Origin of the sequence: Cohnella fermenti, from assembly GCF_004801405.1 — a bacterium.
In the GTDB taxonomy this organism is placed as follows: Bacteria; Bacillota; Bacilli; order Paenibacillales; family Paenibacillaceae; genus Cohnella; species Cohnella fermenti.
The window spans coordinates 13968-33244 of record NZ_SSOB01000051.1 but is presented as its reverse complement, the minus strand read 5'-3'; the positions used below and the strand labels follow the sequence as shown (position 1 = coordinate 33244).

Below are 19277 nucleotides of genomic sequence, written 5' to 3'. Positions count from 1 at the left end.
CGATGAACGGAAAACCCGTCTAACGATGCTCCGAAGAGCCGATTGGAGGGGGCGATGAACGGAAAACCCGTCTAACGATGCTCCGAAGAGCCGATTGGAGGGGGCAGATGAGCGGAAAACCCGCCTATCGACTGTTCGTTCCACTTGCGCCATCCCGTCCAGCCTCGCTCTCCCCTCTCCCGCCTGCGCCCTATTCCCTCTGGAGGCATTAGGTCTCTTCTCCCCTTCGTTCAGGATAAGGATTTGCAAGGGGAATGGGCTGACCCAAGAGCAACGGGCATGAACGTCAAGAGGGAGGTTCCTGATCCAAGGGGAGAAGAGGCATAAGGGTTCAGAAGGGGGATAGCACCTTTGCCGTAACCATAATATGGAATTTATTCACCGCCGCACCGACTCGCCAACATGCCGACCGCGCCGGGCCGATGCTAGACGGTGACGGGACTTTCTGTATAAATTTGGTACAGACCATCAACCGCCTCCGCAGACAGACAGTTCCAGGAAGCGCCGCCCTCATCCTCATCCTCATCCTCATCCTCGTTCTCGTTCTCGTTCTCGTTCTCGTTCTCGTTCTCGTTCTCGGCCTCACCCCCGCCGCCGACGCACCAGCCTCCACACTCCGTACCCCGCCATAAGCCCGATCGCACCGCCCGTCAGATCGACGAAGACGTCCTGGTAGGCCGGCGTGCGGGCCGACGAGAACTGCTGGTTCCATTCGTCGAGCGTGGCGACGATGAGCACGGCCAGCAGCGAGAGCGCGGCGACCCGGACGGGGCGCAGGCGGAACATGCTCAGGACGAGCGCGGCCGAGGCCGCCAGCGACGCGTAGACGAACAGATGCGCCCCCTTGCGGAACAGGAACTCGATCAGGCCGAACGGATTGACGTCCCGGCGATACTCATGCCCGTCGTAGCGGATGTCCAGAGCAGGCAGCACCTTCTCCACCGTCTCGATGGACAAGGTCCGCTGCAGCAACGGTTGGATCGTCTGGACCCGGTACGGTTGATTGGAAAAAGCGAATATAGCGAATACAACCACAACGAGCAACGAGAGAGCGGCTACCCGATTCCATAAGTGTCGGCTTGTCACGCGCGAATCGCCTCCTTTCTCCGATCTGCCTCTCCTGTCCCCTCCGTCTGGATCGAAGTCTCCGAGACCGAAGCCTCCCCGCGCTCCATCGCGATCACCTGGTCGGCTCCCCGGATCGTCGACAGCCGGTGGGCGATGACGACAATCGTCATCGTTCCCCGCAGCCGGTCGAGCGCCTCCCGGATTCGCTCCTCGTTGTCCGAATCGAGCGCGCTCGTCGCCTCGTCCAGCACAAGAATCGACGGCTTGCGCACAATCGCCCGCGCGAGCACAAGCCGCTGCCGCTCGCCTCCCGACAGTCGGCACCCCCGGTCGCCGACGACCGTGTCGAGCCCTTCGGGCAGCCGGCTCACGAACTCGTCCGCGGCGGCGAACCGCAGCGCTTCCCACAGCTCCTCCTCGGAGGCATCCGGCCGAACGCAGAGCAGGTTGTGACGAATACTATCGTGGAAAAGAAAAGGTTCCTGCGAGACGTAACCGACCGAATGGCGAAGCGCCAACCGCGTCTCTCCCGAGACCGGCACCCCGTCAGCGAGCAGGACCCCGCGCTCCGGCTCGAGCAGCCCCATCAGCAGCTCGGCGAGCGTGCTCTTGCCCGCTCCCGAACGCCCGACGATGGCGGTCATTCGGCCGGCGGGAATGCGGATGCTTACGTCCCGCAGCGCATAATCCGCCTCCGCCTGCGTCCCGTAGCGGTAGTAAACATAGCGGCACTCCAACCCGCGCTGCAAGCTCATCGCATCCGACGCTCCCGTCGCCTCCGGCTCCCGGGCCGCCGCGCAATCCCGCTCCAGCTCCCGCAATCCGCGCAGCGCCGGAGCGGCGGAGAGAAGCTGCTCGGCCCCCGCCTGAATCGTCGTAAATCGGGGCCACAGCCGCGCGAAAATAATCACAACAAGAAGAAGCTGCCCCGCTCCGACATGAAGAACCTCTACCGCCAGCAGGACGAAGACGGCGATCAACGCCGCCGCCGACAACTGGTACCAGCTCCGGGTCGTCGCCTGCAGCCTCGCGAACGCAAGGAAATTCGCCTCCATCCGGCCCGTCAGGCTTCCGAACCAGGAGAGGAAGCTGGCTTCGAGCCGATTGCTCTTAATATCCTTGATCCCGGCGAAGTGATCGTTAATCCCCGCGTAGAAGCTCTGCGACAGCTCGCTTGTCTCGTTGCCGACAGCCTTCGCCCGGCGCACCTTCCGCCTCATGGCGAACGCAATCAAGGCGCCGCTCGCGAGCGCGAAGCCCGTGAGCGGCGCCGACAGCCAGAAGGCGATGCCGATCTGCACGATCGTGAACGCAAGCGAGGAAGCGAGCTGAAGCAGCAGGTGCGTCGCTTGGCTGACCCGCGCCAGCTCGGAGGTGAGCAGGTGGTGGATATCCGAATTGCGGCGACGGCCGAAGAACGGCCAATTCGCGCGCATCAGCCCCTCGTACAGCCCGAGGCGCAGATGCCGGATGAACCCCTGCTGCAGCCGAACGGCGCGGATGCTCTGGACCCGCTGCAGCAGCGCCTGAACGCCGACAACCGCCACGTAGACGGCCAGCAGCAACGGAAGCGCGTACGAGTCCGGCAGCTCGCGAAGCGCCGCAAGCCCTTGCCCGAGAAGCGGCACGCCCCCGCCTTCCCCGAGCAAGCCGAGCAGCCCGAGCATCGGAACGAGCAGGTACAAGCCTACCCCATCGAACAGCCCGAGCGCCGCCGTCGCAAGGAGATGGACGTACAGCCCCGCTCCCGCCCAGCTTCTCAGCCGGCCCAGGTAATGCCTAAGATCGTCCATCCTCGTCCCTCCTCACGTTATCTGACGAACCTGTCTCCACAACCACACGAACGGCCGCAGTGGAAAATACAAAAAGTAAAGCTGCCGAGGAAGGGGAAGCGTCTCGGCGTCCCGAAAGCTCGGGTAGAGGCGTCTTAGCGCGTGGAGTCCCTTCTGCGGACGCGTTTTGAGCGCGAATAGATAGCTCTTGTACGTCTTGACCACCTCTCCTGCGCTCGGGTCGGTCGTGAGCACCACATCGTCCCGAATAAAACGCAGCGCGCGCCTGGCCAGCTCCTGCCCGCGCCCGCCGGAGACAGCCGGCCGCAGAGGCTCCGGCACCGGCGTGCCCAGCAGGGCGGAAGACAAGACAAGCGCCTGCCCGGCCAGATGAACGGCCCGATACCTCTTCAGCAGGGCGGCAACGCCCAGCCAATCAAGCTCCCGCCTCGCCAGCTTGTCGATATCCATCAGCCAGCGCAGCCGGAACCAACCGTGGCGGGCGCCATGCGTGATCAAGTAGAGGAAGAGATACGAGTCTCCCGGCATCGCAAGCCCGGCCGCGAGATCGCTTATCTGCCGCCCGGCCCACAGCTCCTCGAAGCTCGGCTCCCGTCCCCCGTCTCCGTTAAGTCGCCAATGAATCTCCGCTTCGATGCCGAGCTTTGGGTTCCGGAAGGCGATGTGGTGGATTTTCCACTTCCAGTCTCCTAAGCCCTTCGGAATGTCCCTCTCCGCCACGTACCCGAGCTCCCGCAGCGCTTGCCCCGCCTTCTCCAGCTCGCTTACCGGAATGAGCAGGTCGAGATCCTTCGACGTCCTCCGCGATACATCCCCATAGAGGTGCCGGGCCAGCGCCGGGCCCTTCAACACAAGCGACCGGACGCCCCGGCTCTCAAGCTCGCGGCAGAGACGGATCGTCTCTCCGCTTAGACGGAGCATCCGCAGCGCGTTCACGCCGCATTCCCGGTCGATCGCTTGCCGAACATCGGCGGGAATCAATCGAGCCGCCCGAGGGCGGTCTTGAAGCTGCGGGTACACCCGGTGATGCCGGACCCGCTTCAGGAATTGATTCCAATCGATGTCCGGCAAGGGCGGATTGCCGTCTTCTTCCCGCAATGCAGCGAGCATGGCGCGAAGCTCCGCGGGCAGCTCCGTGCCGCTGTGCAGATTCGTCTGGTTCATGCCTTCGCTCCTTTGCTTCTATTTGCTTCAATTCGCTTCCGTTTCAATTCACTTCCGTTTCAATTCACTTCCCTACCGCTTCCCGCTCCGAGCCGAAGCAGGCGACCGTCGTGAACAGAAGGCGTTCCTGCCCGCCGGTCAGATAGATCGTCCCGCTGCGCAGCCAAGCGTGCGCAATCAGATTGCCCATCTTATCCTTCGCGGTACCGAGATACAGCGTGCTGTCCAGATGTCTTCGCTCCAGCATGCGGCGAGCGGCGAGCGCCTGGACGAGGCATTGGCTCTCCCAGAGCGTGTGGCGGCTCATGACGCGGACCGCCTCCGAGATGCCGCGAATCAGCCGCTCCTGCGCCAGATCGTGCACGCGGGCCGTCTCCGCCATCGGCTGGCCGAACGTCAGCTTCAGCCGCGAGAACGGCAGCAGCTTCATAACGCGCGCCCACGCGAGGAACACAAGCGCCTCAAGCATCAGCTTCCGCTTCTCCCGCGGCCGGCGCCAGAACGCAATCCACCCGCGCGCCGTCATGCCGGGCGAACCTCGATCAGCGCCTCCCGCAGCAGCATTCGCAGGAAGCCGTCAACCTGCCGCGCGCACCGCTCACGCTCCACGTCGAATTCCGCGGTCAGCGCATCCGTCAGATCCAAGGCGCCGCGCGGAGCCTCAAGCAGCTCCCAGATCCGCCCGCCGACGACGCCCAGATTGTAATACTTGCCGCTACCCAGGCTAAACAGAATCGTCTCCCCTCTCATCTCGCTGGCAAGGCAACCCTCCCTGCGCCATATCGCGCAACCGGCATCGATTGCGACTGCCGTATCTCCCCAAGCCTCCATATCTCCACTCCCTCTCGAAAATTGGTTACTCATCCGCACCCATCATGCCTGCTCCAACCCCTGCACTTGAGTAATCGCTACTCATCTCGGTTCCTCCACGCGCCTATCGCCGCTTCGGTTGAGTCGTGGTTACTCATCTGCACCCATCATCCACCATGCCTGCTAGGCGGCTCGCCCCTTCATCTGGCCGAGCGGGTCGCGTGATCCACAACGAGCCGGGCCAGCGCGTTCGCCGTGAAGCCGGTCTGCGGCCGCTGCAGCCGCCCGACCTCGATCTTCGCCGTAACTGCAGACGCGGCGCGGAAGTGCCAGTCCTCGCGGCCCAAGCGCGCAACAAGCCGGTTCCGGTACGTATGCTGAAGCAGAACGCGCAGGCATTGCAGGCCGAACAACGGCTCCAGCGTGCAGATCTGCGCTCCGTTCGCCCCGCTATTCTCCGCGAATCTCGCCCCCGTCTCCGCTCCCTTTTCTGCCTCCGGTTCCGCCTTTGCTCCCGATCTCGCTCCTGTTCCCGCTCCTGTTCCCGTTTCCGCCCCCGCCTCCGCTCCTTGTCCAAGCTCCACTCCCATCCCGATTCCCTCCTTCGTCCCCGGCCTCGGTCCGCCAAGCTCGAAAACCCCCGCCAGAGGAACGGGCCCCAAGTGGAAGCTCCCTCCCGCAGGCACGGCGAACTTGTCCGTCTCCCGGTAGACCGGACGGTACTTCCCAGTTATCGCATCCGCCCCGTCCCTTCCGCTCATCCCGCTCGTTCCATTCGGCCCACTCTTCCCGTTCCGTCCACTCGTCCCACCCGACAGCCCGAGCCCGACCAGGCTCTCCCGCCACAGCTTCTGCTGCGGATAAGCGGGCTGCACGAACGGTCGTCCGGCTTCATCGAGACTCACCGCAACGACGTCGTCGCTGACGAGCCGATGCCCCATTGCCGCAAGCGCTGCGGCGAGCGTCGACTTGCCGGCACCGGAGTCGCCAACGAAGGCGTACGCCTTGCCCTTCACAACGACCGCGCTGCCGTGCAGCGGAAGCGTCCCGCGAAGCAGCAGCAGCGCCCCCATGCACGTCCCGAGCAGATAAACACGCATCTTCTCCGGGTCCGCACCGGGCAGCGGGGCGACAAGGATTCTCCTGCCGTCCTCGATTGCGTACGCGGCAGTGTCCGGAATAAGGAACAGGAAGCGGCGCCCATCCCGCGACAACGAGAAGTTGCTGCCAAGCTCCTCCATCTCGCGAAGCAGCGGCTCCGCAGCCGTCAGGCCGATCTCGACATCCGCCAAACCCGGCATCGCCATGCTGCCCGCTCGGAAGCCCGCAGCGAGGGGCAGTTCCGGAAGCGGAAGCCGGCTCGCCATGCGGAGGCCGAACGCTTCGTACAACGTTGCCGCCCGCCCACCGCTTGGTCTCGTTTCCATCCGTCCCGTATGGATCATCGTCCTCTCTCCTCTCTTCATTCAAAGGTCCAGCATTTGAAATGAATGTGATTTTTCGCATTCAAACAGTCCGACAAAGGAGCAGAACGCAATTATATGTGATTTTCCGCATAAAAACGGTCATACACGGCAGTTGGAACACGATTCTATGTGGTTTTTCATATACATTCGCTAGTTAGGGGTCGGTTCTACGAAATGAATGTGGTTTTTAGCATAAAAAGTGGTTGTCAGCATAAAGCGGCCATTCGGCAGAGGACACAAAGGGACGAGCTGCGATAATAACTGAATGGAGAGCGAGCGCCCTCCCCCTTCCCAATAGGAAGAGCAAGGGCGCTCGCTCAGACGACCGCATCGGTCAGCTCGGGCTGTAGATGTCCATGTCTTCCGTCGTCACGAAGTCGATATTCGTCATTCCCTTGCCGTACATCGTCTCGGCGATGTCCAGCGTCTCGAGGGTCGGATCTTGCCACTGCTTCTTCTCCATTGCGTTCACCTCCTTTCCATAAGGTGTGCCGCCGTCACGCGAACCGCTTCAGGAACCGGTACACGATCAGGCTTCTCATAAGCAACCGAACTTCCGGGTGGAAAGCCAGCTCCGGAGTCGGCGCGCGCCCGATGCCTTCGGCGGCTTGCCGGATGCGGGCGACGTGCAGGTACGAGGCGGCTAGCGGGTCGGAGCAGAGATGCGAGATCTCCTCCAGCAGCCGAGGCCAAGCCGGGGCTGTCCGGTGCAGCCAATCCGCGCCTTGAACGCCGCGCACGCGCTGGTTCAGCCGCACCTCGTCGGGCAGCAGGCCCGCCGTCGCCCGGCGGATCAGCGCCCGGTCCCGGCCGCCTTGCACATATTGCTCGAACGGGACGGAGAGGCAGAAGCGAATGACGCGCACATCGCCGGTCGGGTCGCGCTCCTGCGCCCCGTAGCGGAGCGACAGCTTCGTCGCCGTCGCTCCGTTCTTGTTGGCGGCGGCGAGGCTGCCGAGCTTCTCCCGCCGCAGCTCGAGCGGGCCCGCGGCCGCCGGGCCGCCGCCGCGCAGCCGCTCGAGCACGCCCGTCCGCGCGGCGAACTCGGGGCGAAGCAGCAGCTCCGGCAGGCCCGGAGCCGGCGCTTCACCTCTCCCCGCCAGCAGCGCGGGGAACGCCGTCCGCCCCACGGCCGAGAGCAGCCGCCTGCGGCCGACTCCCTTGTGCCGGCCGTAAGCGGTCAGCTCCGCCGCAAGCCTTCGCCATCTCATGCGCTTGAACAGCATTGCGTAATACTCGAGCGCCGGCCCCCACGACACCGTGAAGTTGCCGCGCGCGCCGGTCAGCAGCACGCCCGTTCCCGAGCGCCCTGCAAGCTCGTGAATCCCTCGAAGCCAGTACGAATTCTCGAAGAATTTGTACGGCGTCTCGAGCAGGTCCAGCCACTCGTCCACCTCGGCAAGCGGGCTTGTCCCCTCGAAGCTCAGGTACGCCTCCGAGATGTTGCCGACATGCCCGGCCGTCGCCCGGATATAGGGCCGCTCGTCCGCCGCGACGGCGCGCGACGTCCAATCGGCGAAGCCGGGCGGCGGCACGCTGCTGTAGCCGTGCAGCACCTTGCCCTCCCGGCGCAGCTCCCGCGCGGCGAACGCCGCGACCGTGCCCGAGTCGAGGCCGCCGCTCAGCGTCGCCCCGACCTCGCGGAACGTGCGGAGGCGGCAGCGCACCGCCTCCCCGACGACCTCCCGGAACGCCTCCTCATATTCGGCGTCCGACTTTAGCCGCAGCGGCACGTCCGGCTCCAGCGCGCCGCGGCCATAGCTGCTTGTTGTCGCCGTCGCCGCGCCGCCCGCAGCGAACAGCCCATGACCCGGCGGCACCTGCCGGACGCCGACATACGGCGTCGCCTCCGGGTCCGTCGATTCGAACATCTCCGGAATCGCCAGGAACTCGGCGAGCCACATCTCGTCCAGCCGCGGCGAGGCGCCGGGCAGCGCGAGCAGCGGCGCAATCGTCGTCGCGAACGCGAGCCGGCCGCCGCCTTGCGAATAATACAGCGTGCGGGTGCCGAGCAGGTCCCGCGCCGCGAACAGCTCCCGGCGCTCGGCATCCCAGAGCGCGAAGGCGAAGTCGCCGAGCAGGAACTCCGGCGAGCGCCGCCCCCACCTGCGGTAGGCGAGCACAATCAGCTCGCTGTCCGTGATGTCCGCGCGGCGGAAGCGCGGCACCTGCAGCCGCGCAAACAGCTCCTCGCGGTTGTCGAGCACGGCGTCGGCCGCGATCATGAAGCGCCCTTCGGTATCGCCGTCCGGCATCCGCTCGCCGCGCGACTCGGGCGACAGCCAGCGGATGCGGCAGCCGAAGAACGCCGGTCCGGCCTGCCGCGTCCGCGTATCGTCGGCGACAGCTCCTTCCAGCGCGGCCATCATCGCCGCGCCGTCCAGCTCTTCCGCCGCTCCGCCGTCCAACCGCACAAACCCCGCGATCGCGCTCACTTGCGGCCCCCGGCCCCGGAGATATAGCTCGAAGCGAGCCGCGCCAGCCGGTCGCCGAACGGGATCGCCGCCTTCAGCCGGGCCGCCTTGCGCTTCATCGCGCCGAGCTCGGCGCGCAGCCGCTCCCGCTCCCGGTGCCCGCTCTCAAGCCGCTGCTCCAGCGCGCGGACGACCAGGCGCAGTTGCTCGGCCTCCGCCGCGGCAGCCGTGCCAGTCGCTCCAGCCGCTTGCCCTTCCTCCGGCAACCGCGCCGCCTTGGCCCCATCCGGAAGCTCCGACGTCATCCGGTAAGCTTCCGTCCACCGCCAGCCGGTCGCCTCCGCCCACTGCTCCGTCCGAAGCGCGAGCAGGCTCTCGTCGGGATCGGCAGCGAAGCGGCATCCGGCAAGCTTCTCCGCCGCCTCGCGCTCTTCGCCATAGCCAAGCCCATCCAGCGCCCGGCCGCCGAGAATTCGTCCGTACGCCGCGATCTCCCGCTTCGTCAGCAGCTCCTTCCAGGCGTGAACCGAATCCTCGTGCGGCGCGGAATGGTCCGCCAGCAGCGGGTCGCCGACCCCCATGCTGAAGAAGCGCGCCGCCTTCGGCGTATCCATCGCCGCGCCGTACCTCTCCATCCCCGCCTCGTAGCCAAGACCGAGGAACCGGCAGACGCCGTCCAGCTCCCCGCGGGGATCGGCGACGAGCCGCTCGTACCGCAGCCGGTACGCCAGCGGGTCCTCCGCAGCGAAGTAGCGCATGTACCGGAGCAGCCCGACCGTCAGGTCCGCCGCCTTCGGATCGAAGGATCGGCCGGTCAGCAGCGCCTCCAGGTCGGACGAGCCTCCCCGCTGCGCGCCCAGCTTCTTGTAGGAGGCGAGCACGGCGAACGGGTTGCGGACAAGCCAGATGCGCCGCGACTGCGGGAACAGGACGTCAAGGAATTCGAGCAGCCCGTAATAACGCGGGGACTTGTCGAGCACAAGCTCCGCTTCCTCTCCGCGAAGCAGGCCGTTGTACGCCTCCAGCGCGAATGCGCGGCAGGCGTCCTCGAACGTTCCTTCCGGAAGCGTCCCGTTATAGAACCTCTCGACAATTGCCCCGCCGCCGTACGGCCGCTTCCTTCCCGACCGCAGCTCGAGCAGGCTCAGCAGCAGCCACATCTCCTGCGCCGCGTACAGCTTGCCGTGGTTCTGCAGCATCGCCGTCGCCAGCGAACTGCCGCTTCTCGGCGTGCACAGCAGAAACACCAGATTGTCGCCGCGCGCTCCTACCATTGTCCCGCCTCCTTCACTTCTTGCTGAAGTCGTAATAGAACTTCGCCCGCTTGCCGAGCATGATCTTGTAGATATCGTCGTTCGTGGCCTTGGCGGCTGCGATGTAGTCCTTGTACGGACGGTCGGCGACGTTCACGAGGCCGGAGTTGTAATGCTCGCCCCAGATGCCTTGCCAATAGCGGCCGAGCCCCGCCTGATCGACGTAGTTGAACACGTTCGCTCCGACGACGTACGGCAGCGAGGCGACTCCCTCGACGTAATTCCGGTATCTCATGCCTCGTTGGAACTGGTTGATTGCGGAGTTCTTCATCAGGGGCTCCAGCCCTTGCTCCGATGTTCCGTAGCCGAATTCGCTCATCAGAATCGGCTTGCCGCCGGACTTCTCGTACACTTCCTTCAGCAGCTCGGGCTCCAGCGAATACGTGTAATAGTTGATGCTGATGACGTCGACGTACTTGCCCTCGTATTCGGAGAGCATCCGGCGAACCGTCTCGTTGTGGAACGTCGTCGTGATCCAGCGGTCGCCGAGCAGCAGATGGTTCGGATCGTACTTGCGGTACAGCCGGCTCACCGTTCCGAAGAACCGGTCCAGATAATCCGCGAGGAACGCCTCCATGTCGCGCCACGCCGGAGACGCCTTGAGCACCAGCTCCGCTTCTCTCAAGTCCGCGAACGATTTGTAATTCATTTTCCACGCCGTGTTGAACGCCCCGATCGTCCCGTACTTCTTCTGCAGCATGTCGACCAGAGCGCCCTTCATCGCCGCCTTGCTTGCCTTGAGCTTCGGCACTTCCGTCAGGAACTTGTGGAAGTCATACTCGTTCCCGATAAACGTCCCGATCAGCATCGGGTCGTCCTTGTAGGGAGCCACGTTCTGCGCAAACGATTGGTCCAGCTTCTCCTCGGCACCGGGTGCGTAAATGTCGAACAGCGACAAGCCGTCGATCTTCGCCCAGCTCATCCCCTCGAGAGGCAGCATCCGCACGTACGGGAACATTCCTTCCTCCCCGTACTTCTCGGTCGAGAAGGCGCCGATGCCGTTGAAGCCCCACTTCTTCAGCCGCTCGATCGCTTCGACATAGATGTCGTGCTCGGTCGGGAAGACACCCGTCTTCTTGTACTTGTTCGCGACGAAGAAGGAGAAGCCGTCGGTGCTCGTGTAGGCCGGCTTGTACTCGCCCGCATACGGCGGCACGTATTCGAACTTCGCCTCCCGGCCCTTGATTAGCGTGTACGTCTCCTGGGCGGTGACGCCGTTGACGCCGAGGCTGAAGAACAGGTTGCCGGATGGCGTCGTCAGAACGGGCCGCCCGCTGCCCGTCAGGTTCTGAACATCGAAGAACCCGGTCGCCTTCAGCCCGTACGTGGACGCGCTGCCGCTTAGCCCGCCGTACCGATCCCGGTCCGTCGGCTCCTTCAGGGAGGCGTAATACGTCTCGTCCGCCGCCGCATCCGCCGCAAGCTGGCTCTCCTCCGTCACCTTCGCGGCGAACTTCGCCGTCTCCATCTGGCCGAACCGATCGACCTGGACGTCCTTGCTCGCGTTGACGGAGTAGCTGCGGATCGGGCTCGGCAGCAGCCCCTCCTTGACCGCGTAGGCTTCGAGCGAATTGTAGCCCGTCAGCTTAAGCGGCGAGACGTACGGAACGAAGTCGGCGCTGTCGTTCAGGCGATAATAGAGCCGCGCTCCCTTCGTAGCGGAGGAGAGCGTCGCGAGCATGCCGCTGTCGCTCTTCGCCGTCGTCAGCGCCGCGGATGCGGTGTTGCGGTTGATCAGCACCTCCGACACCTGGGGCGTCCACGACTTGGCCGTTCCGGTCAGCTCGATCTTCAGGTATCGTGTGCCTGCGGGAAGCGACATGTTCTCGTACGCCTGCGGCTGCCAGTTGCTGACCGGATCGCCGGACGGGTACGACTCGGCTGCGACCTCGTTGTACTCCGTGCCGTCGGACGACACATAGAACTTCAGTTTCTCGAACGCGAGGCCGGAGAAGTAGAAGCTGAGCACGGCGAACGACTCGATATCCTCCGCGGAGACGTAGATCAGCATCCCCGGAGCAGTCGTCGCCCGCACGGCGCGGCTTGAGTCGTTGCCGAAGTAGCTCGGCGTATCCTTCGCCAGATACAGGTTCGAGCGAAGCGCGGTCAGCGCGAAGTCGTCGAGCGGGTCCGCGATGCCGGAAGCGGGGGGAGCTTGCGGGTACGGCGTGAACGTGTACGTGGACACGTCCCCGGCTGTCTTCCCGGACGACGCGGTCGGGCTTGCCGACGAAGCTTGGCTTGTCGCCGTTGTCGTTGTTCCCGTCGCCGTTGTTCCCGTCGCCGCTGCCCCCTCCGCCGTCGTCTTCAGCACCGTCTCGCCGACAATCGCAATCGGGGAGCCGTACCGCTGGCGGGTGGAGGAGCTGCGCGGGTCGCTTCCGTCCGTCGTGTAGTAGATCATCTGCCCAGACGCGGCCGTCAGGCGGATCATGCTGCCGTACAGCACGGGACCGGACGGCTTGCTCGCATTCGCGCTTGCGCCCGTGCCGCCGTCTCCGTCTCCGTTCAGGACGACCCGGCCGATCGAGAAGACCGCCCCGCCATTGCCGCTCGGGTACACGATCTTGAGGTACTTGATCCCGCTCGGGAATTCCCGCGATTCATAGAGCATTCGCCCGCTGCCGTCGCCGCTCGCGTGAATGTCCGGCGTCACGGCGCGGTACGTCTTGCCGTCCGCGGAGATCGACAGCAGCGGCGTTGGCTGCGGCGACTTCGAGCCTTCCGCGCTGGCGGACGAATACGCTTCAACGGAGAAAGAGCGGAGGTAGCCCTTCGCCTTGTAGACGAGGTACTCTCCGCTCTTGCCGCTTCCGTATGCCCGGGTCGGGTCGGCAGATGCCGCTCCGGATGCCGCTCCCGACGATGTTCCGGATGATGTTCCGGACGTCTTCAGCGTCAGGGTTGGCGATCGCGAGGCGACCTTGCTCCAATCCGTCAAGTCGTCGGTCTCCGTCAGGTACTTCTCGGCGACATCTCCAAGCGTATGCGAAGAAGCGACGAGAGAGAGCAGGAGCAGCGCGAGGAGCACGACCGATTTCTTCTTCACTTCAAGATCTCCTTCCGGACGTTCGTCAGTATTGAAGCAGGGGAGCCTTCTCCCTGACTCCCTGATTCAGGCTCGGACGGCCGATCGAATAATACACGAAGGAGGTTCCCTTCAGATCCTCTTCCTTAAAAAGATTGCGCCCATCGATCAGAATCGGCCGCTTCAGAATCGTCTGCAGCTTGTGGAGGTCCTCTCTCGCGAACTCCTCCCATTCCGTGAGCAGGCAGAGGGCGTCCGCCCCGGACGCGGCTTCCTCCGCCGCATCGCACCAGTCGACGCCTTCGTCGCCGAACAGCTTGCGGAAGTTCGGCATCGCGACCGGATCGTACGCCCGGACGCGAGCGCCCGCTTCCGTCAGGCGGCGCATGATCTCCAGCGCCGGGGACTCGCGGACGTCGTCGGTGTTCGGCTTAAAGCTGAGCCCCCAGACGGCGACCGTCTTCCCGCGAAGCTCCCCGTCGAAAATCGTCTCGAGCTTGCGGACGACGTTCAGCCGCTGCTCGCGATTCACCTCGACGACCGAGCGGAGCAGCTTGAAGTCGTAGGCGACATGGCCTGCGATCTGGATCAGCGCCCGCGTGTCCTTCGGGAAGCAGGAGCCGCCGTAGCCGATACCGGCCTGCAGGAACGCCGGGCCGATCCGGCGGTCAAGCCCCATGCCCTCAGCCACCTGCGAGACGTCCGCGCCGACTTTCTCGCAGATGTTCGCTATCTCGTTGATGAGCGAGATTTTGGTGGCGAGGAAGGCGTTGGACGCGTACTTCAGCAGCTCGGCGCTGCGCAGGTCCGTGATCAGGATGTTCCGGGTGAGCGGCCGGTGCAGCGAGGCAAGCTTCTCCGCGGCCTCGCGCGACTCCGCGCCGATCACGACACGGTCCGGCTCCAGCGTATCGCGGATCGCCGACCCTTCCCGCAGGAACTCCGGCAGCGACACGCTGTCGAACGGCACCGTCGTCCGGGTGCGGATCAAGCCCTGCACCCGCTCGTTCGTGCCGACGGGAACGGTGCTCTTCACGGCAACGATCGCTCCGGCGCGCAGCGAGTCCGCGATCTCGAGCGCGGCCGCGTCGATGTAGACCAGATCGGCCTCTCCGCTTGGAAGCGGCGGCGTCCCGACGGCGATGACGACCAGCTCCGCGTCCCGCACCGCCTCCGCCAGATCGCCGGTGTAGCGCAGCCTTCCGGCGGCGACACCCTTCGCCGACAGCTCCTTGAGGCCCGGCTCGTAGATCGGAATTCCTCCCGCTTGCAGCGTGGCGAGCTTGTCCGGGTCCTTGTCGACGCAGACGACCGAATGGCCAAGCTCGGCGTAGCAGATGCCGGACACGAGCCCGACATAGCCGGTGCCGATGACCGCTATCCTCATAACGTCCCCTCCGATGCCGGGCATAGTTCGACGATGTCGGCCCAATGCTGCTCGAGCCGCACGATGTCCTCCTCGACGAGCATGTCGCCGGTCTGCACCTCGATAATCTCCAGGTCCGTATTCGCCCGCACGCTGTGCCGGCTCTCCTTCGGGACGATGAATACGTCCCCTTCGGCCAGCGACAGCTTGCGCTCGTTCAGAATAACGGTCCCGCTGCCGGAGACGACCGTCCACACCTCGTCCCGGAGGCTGTGGTACTGGTAGCTCAGGTTGCGTCCGGCCGAGATGTAGATCCACTTCGTCAGCACCTCCTTGCCGGTCGGGTAACGCCGATAATCGAGCACCTTGTAGCGGCCCCAGCGCCGCTCCTCGTACATCGGACGCTGCTCCGAATGCTTCAGCATGTCCTTCAGTTGGGGGCTGAGCGACTTGTCCGCGACAAGAATGCCGTCCGGGCTTGCCGCCACGACGATGTCCGCGAGGCCGAGCACCGCGACCGGAATCTCCAACTCGTTGATGACGTGCGCGTTCTTCGTCTCGACGGAGACGATGCCTTTGCCCGTGAGGGAATCCTCGATCTCCTCGGTCAGCGTGTTCCACGTCCCGAGATCCTTCCATTCGCCCTCGTAGCGGACCGCCGCGATCCGATTCGCCTTCTCGACCACCTCGTAGTCGAAGCTGATTTTCGGCAATGAGCCGTAGCGTCTCTGCATCTCCTCGTAATGAATCGGGAGCTCGTAGGCGATCAGAATGTTGATCAGCATATCCAGCTTGAACGCGAACACGCCGCAATTCCAGAGCGCCCCCCGGCGGATCATCTCTTCGGCGTCGGCCTCCCGCGGCTTCTCGCGGAAGCCCCCGACGTTCAGGAAGGAGGAGCCGCCTTCGTCGCCCCGCGCGTCCGGCACGATATAGCCGTACTTCTCGGACGGGTACGTCGGCTTAACCCCGACAAGGGCCAGATCCGCTCCGGACTCGTCCAGCGCTTCCTCCAGGCGAGCAAGCTGCCGGAAAAACCCGACCTCCACATAAGGGTCAACCGGCATGACGACGATCGTCTCGTTCAGCGGGACGCCTTCCATGGCGTACAGATAGGTCGCCGCCAGCGCAATCGCCGGGAACGTGTCCCGCCGCTGCGGCTCGGCGATCAGCCTGACGTCGCTGCCGAGCTGCCCGTAGATGATCTCGACCTGCGCCTTGCCCGTCGCCACGTACGCCTTATCCTGCAGGCCCGCTTCGCCGAGCTGCCGCCATACCCGCTGGATCATCGACTCCGGGCGACCCTGCGGGTCCTTAAGCACCTTCAGGAACTGCTTGGAACGCGAATCATTCGACAACGGCCACAGCCGCTTGCCCGATCCGCCCGATAGAAGCACGATTCTCATGCCATCCCTCCGCTCTGTTAGTTCATTCCGCTTGACTATGCAACTGTTTTATCGCCAATGACATTCAACCTCGGCCCGACCACCCAAATGTCCGCTCCAGGCTGCTTCGACGCTCCGTATGTCGGTTTTTCCGACATTTGCGCCGCTCCCAGGCTGCTTCGACGCTCCGTATGTCGGTTTTTCCGACATTCGCGCCGCTCCCCGGCTGCTCCAACGCTCCATATGTCGGTTTTTTCGACATTCGTGCCGCTCCCCGGCTGCTTCAACGCTCCGTATGTCGGTTTTTCCGACATTCGTGCCGCACCTGACTCATCACGCCGCCCTAACGCGCCGGTTCATCGAGTCCGGCTCACAGGGTCTGGTTCACCACGACGGCCGGCGAACTCGCCGGCTCGGCCATCAGCTTCGCGGTCGCGATCCCCCGCGTCCATGTGCGATAGTAGCTGGCGTTCTTGCCGTAGGCGTTATCGATCAGCACGTTCGGCTTGTCCATCAAGCAGGACAGAATATGCCCGTGAAGTCTCGACGTCTGCACGCTCCGGTAATCCCCGAACCTCTCGACCGCTTTTCTCACCAGCCGATCCGTGTACTTGCTCCATACCGGGCCGACGGGCAGCTTGCCCTTGCCCATGCGCAGCATGTCCGAGAACAGGCGGATCGACTTCCGCTCCGCCCGGCTGTACAGCGACGGCCAATCCAGGCAATCGCCGCCCGCCTCGTCCTCCAGCCGCTGCTGCCCGGCCGTCTTCTCGATGTCGGTGCGCAGGAAGCGGAGCACCTCCTTGCCGGGAGCGATGCGGCTCCGAATCGGCCACAATTGATGCGCCATGTCCGGGCACAGATACACGTTGACTCCGCCGAACTTGTCCTCGGCCATATCCAGCGACACCGTGTCGCGCACGAACAGGTGCAGATCGGGGTGGCCGTTCAGCACGTCCGCCGTCTTCTCGAACTCCTTGACGTCCTTGTAGTAGATCGTCTGGGGAAGCATCACGACGCGATGGCCGGGATAGTCTGCCGCCACCCTCTCGCGAAGCTTCTGGTGGACCGGGTACAGATCCCCGAAGTTGCCGCCGCCGTGCAGGACAATGATGCAATCCCGCGGAATCGGCAGCGCGTCGGGGAAGTCGAGCACGCTGTACCGGGCGCGAACGCGAATGCGGTACTCCCGGAAGAACGCCTCCGTGCCCTTCATGATCAGCAGATCCCCGCCGTTGCCGTGCACCGGGTAATCGAGGTAATAGATGTCCGACCCGGGCGGAATCGCCTTCAGGATCGTTGTCAGCTTGCTCTTCAGCTCCTCCATCGGGTGGGAGCCCCGCACGATCTCCATCCGACCGTCCCCTCTCCGGGCGAATGCTCCGCCCTCGTCATACTCGTTATCCGCATTGCCCTCCTTAGCCGCGTCATACTCGCTATCCGCATTGCCCTCCTTAGCCGCGTTATACCTGTTATCCGCATTGCCCTCCTTGTCCGCGGCATCCTCCGTTATAACGTCCAACTGACGTCCCTCCTTATCGGCCTCGCCGGCACTCCCGCAACGAGAGTGCGGGCCGGCACGTCCTTCGATACGACCGCTCCGGCCGCCACAACGGCGCCCGCGCCGATGGTGACGCCCTTCAGAATCGTCGCCCGGCAGCCGATCCACACATGATCGCCGATGATGACGGGCTTCGTCGTCTCGGTTCCATCGAGCGTATGGTAATCGGTGTCCGTGATGGTGACGTCCCACGAGATGGCGCAGTGGCTGCCGATGCGGACATGCTGCTTGCACATGATCTCGCTTCTCCGATTCAGGAATGTGTAATCGCCGATCTCAAGGACGGCTTGGTCCGAATCCAGGTATAACCCGGCGTCCCGGTACAGGATCACATAATTCCCGATCCGAAGCGTAGCCCGCCTCGCCTTCGAGATAGTCACACCTCCTGCCGCTCGCAGCAGCTTCCCGCAGCGGTCGATTTGGCGGCGAAGCCGGAGGCCGAGCAACACCCGGACCGCGTGCTTCCCGTAATCTCTTACCCTTCTTTGTCGAAAATGCATCCCAGCCGTGCCGCCCTTCCCGTCCAGATAGCCGTCAGGCTTGCCGCAACAGGCGTTCCCGGAGGAAGCGCCAATCGCTTGCGTCGAACAACACGCTCTTCAGCGGCGCCTTGAGCGCCAGCTTCATCGCCGCGATCGTGATCGCGAGCCGGCAGCAGGCGCCGATCAGCATCGCCGCGGCGACGCCGTTCAGGCCGTACTCCGGCGCAAGCGCGAACAGCAGCCCGATCGTCGCCGCAAGCGCAATCGCTTGCCGGATCGCGACGAGGCCCGGGCGCCCAAGCGCGTTGAACGAAGTCGCCAATATCCACGAGCCGCCGCCGATGATGCACTCCAGCGACAGCAGCCCGAACGCCGTCGCCGACTCGAGGAACGGCGGGCCGTACAGCAAGCCGAGCAGCCAGCGGCCGACGATGAGGCCGGGAACAAGCGCGAGCAGCATCAGCACGAAGCTGAGCCGGAACGCGCGCGACACCGTCGCGACGACCCGATCCGGGTCCTGGCCCGTCACCTTCGGGAACGCGACGCTCGACACCGCCGTCTGCACGACGTTGAACACGCGGGACAGCGTATAGACGACCGTGTACAGGCCGAACGCCCGCGGCGAGAGCAACGCCAGAATGATCAGCTTGTCGCATTGCCCGTACAGCGTCCCGAGCAGCTCGACCCCGTAGACGCGGCTGCCGTAGCCGAACAGCGACTTGACCGCTCCCTTGTCCGCGAATCGGCCGAACCAGCCTACGGCAAGTTGCCCCTTCAGCCGGTACAGCGACCAGACGAGCACGGCCAAGCTCGTTCCCAGGTAGACAAGCGAGGCGGAGGCCTGATTGAGCCAGCCTCCCGCCCACAGCGCCAGCAGCCCGGCCAGGTTGCTGAGCGGCACGTACAGCCTCAGACCGTTGTACAGCCGGAAGTTCTCCTCGCTCTGCGCGAGCGCCGACAGCAAGCCCATGGCCAGCAGCAGCGGCAGCATCAGCACCGTGTACCATTGGGCGATGCGAACGATCGGCTCCGAATAGTTGCCCATCCACGCCGGCAGCCCGAACCAGGCGGCAAGCCCGGCCAGCACGCAGACCGGCAATTGGAACAGGAAGCCTGCCCGGACAACGTCCGCGCTCTGCTCCGGCCGGGAGCGCCTGTTGTAGATAAGCGACGTCGGCAGCCCGAAGCTGAGCAGGCCGGCAAGCAGCGTCGGCCAGAAAACAATCGCGGAGAACTCGCCCTTCCCCTCGACCCCGAACCACCGGGCCGTCACCACCGAGCTTGCCATGCCGACGAGCATGACGGCGACGCCGACGGCGCTCGTGCCGAGAATCGCACCGAGCGCTCCGCCCCGCGCCTTGGTGCTCCCGCTTCCGCTTCCGCTCAAACTCTCGATCGGCTTCATCAACGTTCTGATCATAATCGGT

15 protein-coding genes are annotated in these 19277 nt (G+C 64.6%); all 15 read right to left on the bottom strand.

Annotated features, from left to right (window positions below):
• Window positions 1-582: 582 nt before the first annotated feature.
• Window positions 583-1086 carry a VanZ family protein gene (locus tag E6C55_RS33970; protein WP_168735925.1) on the bottom strand — a complete coding sequence of 168 codons (504 nt, stop codon included), beginning with the start codon at window positions 1084-1086 and terminating at the stop codon, window positions 583-585.
• Complete coding sequence (locus tag E6C55_RS28225; RefSeq protein WP_136373180.1) at window positions 1083-2861, bottom strand: ABC transporter ATP-binding protein; 1779 nt, start codon at window positions 2859-2861, stop codon at window positions 1083-1085. The genes E6C55_RS33970 and E6C55_RS28225 overlap by 4 nt, the downstream gene beginning before the upstream one ends.
• A gap of 12 nt (window positions 2862-2873) precedes the next feature.
• Window positions 2874-4025 carry a nucleotidyltransferase domain-containing protein gene (locus tag E6C55_RS28220; RefSeq protein WP_136373179.1) on the bottom strand — a complete coding sequence of 384 codons (1152 nt, stop codon included), beginning with the start codon at window positions 4023-4025 and terminating at the stop codon, window positions 2874-2876.
• Between the two features lie 64 nt (window positions 4026-4089).
• Window positions 4090-4551, bottom strand: a complete 462-nt coding sequence (locus tag E6C55_RS28215) for a lasso peptide biosynthesis B2 protein (RefSeq protein ID WP_136373178.1) — start codon at window positions 4549-4551, stop codon at window positions 4090-4092.
• Window positions 4548-4856: a lasso peptide biosynthesis PqqD family chaperone gene (locus tag E6C55_RS28210; protein ID WP_136373177.1), complete on the bottom strand. Its 309-nt coding sequence runs from the start codon at window positions 4854-4856 to the stop codon at window positions 4548-4550. The genes E6C55_RS28215 and E6C55_RS28210 overlap by 4 nt, the downstream gene beginning before the upstream one ends.
• A gap of 179 nt (window positions 4857-5035) precedes the next feature.
• The gene (locus E6C55_RS28205; RefSeq protein ID WP_136373176.1) at window positions 5036-6280 is read right to left on the bottom strand and encodes an HPr kinase/phosphorylase; all 1245 of its coding nucleotides are present in this window, start codon (window positions 6278-6280) and stop codon (window positions 5036-5038) included.
• 355 nt (window positions 6281-6635) lie between these two features.
• A complete protein-coding gene (locus E6C55_RS28200) occupies window positions 6636-6764 on the bottom strand; it encodes a paeninodin family lasso peptide (protein ID WP_136373175.1) in 129 nt (42 codons plus the stop codon).
• A gap of 34 nt (window positions 6765-6798) precedes the next feature.
• Window positions 6799-8736 carry an asparagine synthase-related protein gene (locus E6C55_RS28195; RefSeq protein WP_136373174.1) on the bottom strand — a complete coding sequence of 646 codons (1938 nt, stop codon included), beginning with the start codon at window positions 8734-8736 and terminating at the stop codon, window positions 6799-6801.
• Window positions 8733-9989 carry a sulfotransferase family protein gene (locus tag E6C55_RS28190; RefSeq protein ID WP_136373173.1) on the bottom strand — a complete coding sequence of 419 codons (1257 nt, stop codon included), beginning with the start codon at window positions 9987-9989 and terminating at the stop codon, window positions 8733-8735. Before E6C55_RS28190 ends, E6C55_RS28195 begins: the two co-directional genes overlap by 4 nt.
• Window positions 9990-10002: 13 nt before the next feature.
• Window positions 10003-13077, bottom strand: coding sequence for a chitobiase/beta-hexosaminidase C-terminal domain-containing protein (locus E6C55_RS28185; RefSeq protein ID WP_136373172.1), 3075 nt, complete (start codon window positions 13075-13077; stop codon window positions 10003-10005).
• A gap of 25 nt (window positions 13078-13102) precedes the next feature.
• A complete protein-coding gene (locus tag E6C55_RS28180) occupies window positions 13103-14443 on the bottom strand; it encodes a UDP-glucose dehydrogenase family protein (RefSeq protein WP_136373171.1) in 1341 nt (446 codons plus the stop codon).
• Window positions 14440-15828, bottom strand: coding sequence for a sugar phosphate nucleotidyltransferase (locus E6C55_RS28175; RefSeq protein ID WP_136373170.1), 1389 nt, complete (start codon window positions 15826-15828; stop codon window positions 14440-14442). Before E6C55_RS28175 ends, E6C55_RS28180 begins: the two co-directional genes overlap by 4 nt.
• 349 nt (window positions 15829-16177) lie before the next feature.
• Window positions 16178-17161: a polysaccharide pyruvyl transferase family protein gene (locus E6C55_RS28170; protein WP_136373203.1), complete on the bottom strand. Its 984-nt coding sequence runs from the start codon at window positions 17159-17161 to the stop codon at window positions 16178-16180.
• A 155-nt stretch (window positions 17162-17316) separates the two neighbouring features.
• Window positions 17317-17868 (bottom strand): acyltransferase, encoded by a 552-nt coding sequence (locus E6C55_RS35250; protein ID WP_168735924.1) that lies wholly within the window; start codon window positions 17866-17868, stop codon window positions 17317-17319.
• Window positions 17869-17902: 34 nt separating this feature from the next.
• Window positions 17903-19270 carry a lipopolysaccharide biosynthesis protein gene (locus E6C55_RS28160; RefSeq protein ID WP_230986896.1) on the bottom strand — a complete coding sequence of 456 codons (1368 nt, stop codon included), beginning with the start codon at window positions 19268-19270 and terminating at the stop codon, window positions 17903-17905.
• Window positions 19271-19277 lie beyond the last annotated feature (7 nt).

Excerpts from the sequence above, each read along its gene's own strand:
- E6C55_RS28225 (WP_136373180.1), bottom strand. The coding sequence starts at position 2,861 with ATGGACGATCTTAGGCATTACCTGGGCCGGCTGAGAAGCTGGGCGGGA.
- E6C55_RS35250 (WP_168735924.1), bottom strand. The coding sequence starts at position 17,868 with ATGCATTTTCGACAAAGAAGGGTAAGAGATTACGGGAAGCACGCGGTC.
- E6C55_RS28170 (WP_136373203.1), bottom strand. The coding sequence starts at position 17,161 with ATGGAGATCGTGCGGGGCTCCCACCCGATGGAGGAGCTGAAGAGCAAG.
- E6C55_RS28160 (WP_230986896.1), bottom strand. The coding sequence starts at position 19,270 with ATGATCAGAACGTTGATGAAGCCGATCGAGAGTTTGAGCGGAAGCGGA.
- E6C55_RS28200 (WP_136373175.1), bottom strand. The coding sequence starts at position 6,764 with ATGGAGAAGAAGCAGTGGCAAGATCCGACCCTCGAGACGCTGGACATC.
- E6C55_RS28180 (WP_136373171.1), bottom strand. The coding sequence starts at position 14,443 with ATGAGGATAGCGGTCATCGGCACCGGCTATGTCGGGCTCGTGTCCGGC.
- E6C55_RS28210 (WP_136373177.1), bottom strand. The coding sequence starts at position 4,856 with ATGGAGGCTTGGGGAGATACGGCAGTCGCAATCGATGCCGGTTGCGCG.
- E6C55_RS28205 (WP_136373176.1), bottom strand. The coding sequence starts at position 6,280 with ATGATCCATACGGGACGGATGGAAACGAGACCAAGCGGTGGGCGGGCG.
- E6C55_RS28220 (WP_136373179.1), bottom strand. The coding sequence starts at position 4,025 with ATGAACCAGACGAATCTGCACAGCGGCACGGAGCTGCCCGCGGAGCTT.
- E6C55_RS28190 (WP_136373173.1), bottom strand. The coding sequence starts at position 9,989 with ATGGTAGGAGCGCGCGGCGACAATCTGGTGTTTCTGCTGTGCACGCCG.
- E6C55_RS28175 (WP_136373170.1), bottom strand. The coding sequence starts at position 15,828 with ATGAGAATCGTGCTTCTATCGGGCGGATCGGGCAAGCGGCTGTGGCCG.
- E6C55_RS28215 (WP_136373178.1), bottom strand. The coding sequence starts at position 4,551 with ATGACGGCGCGCGGGTGGATTGCGTTCTGGCGCCGGCCGCGGGAGAAG.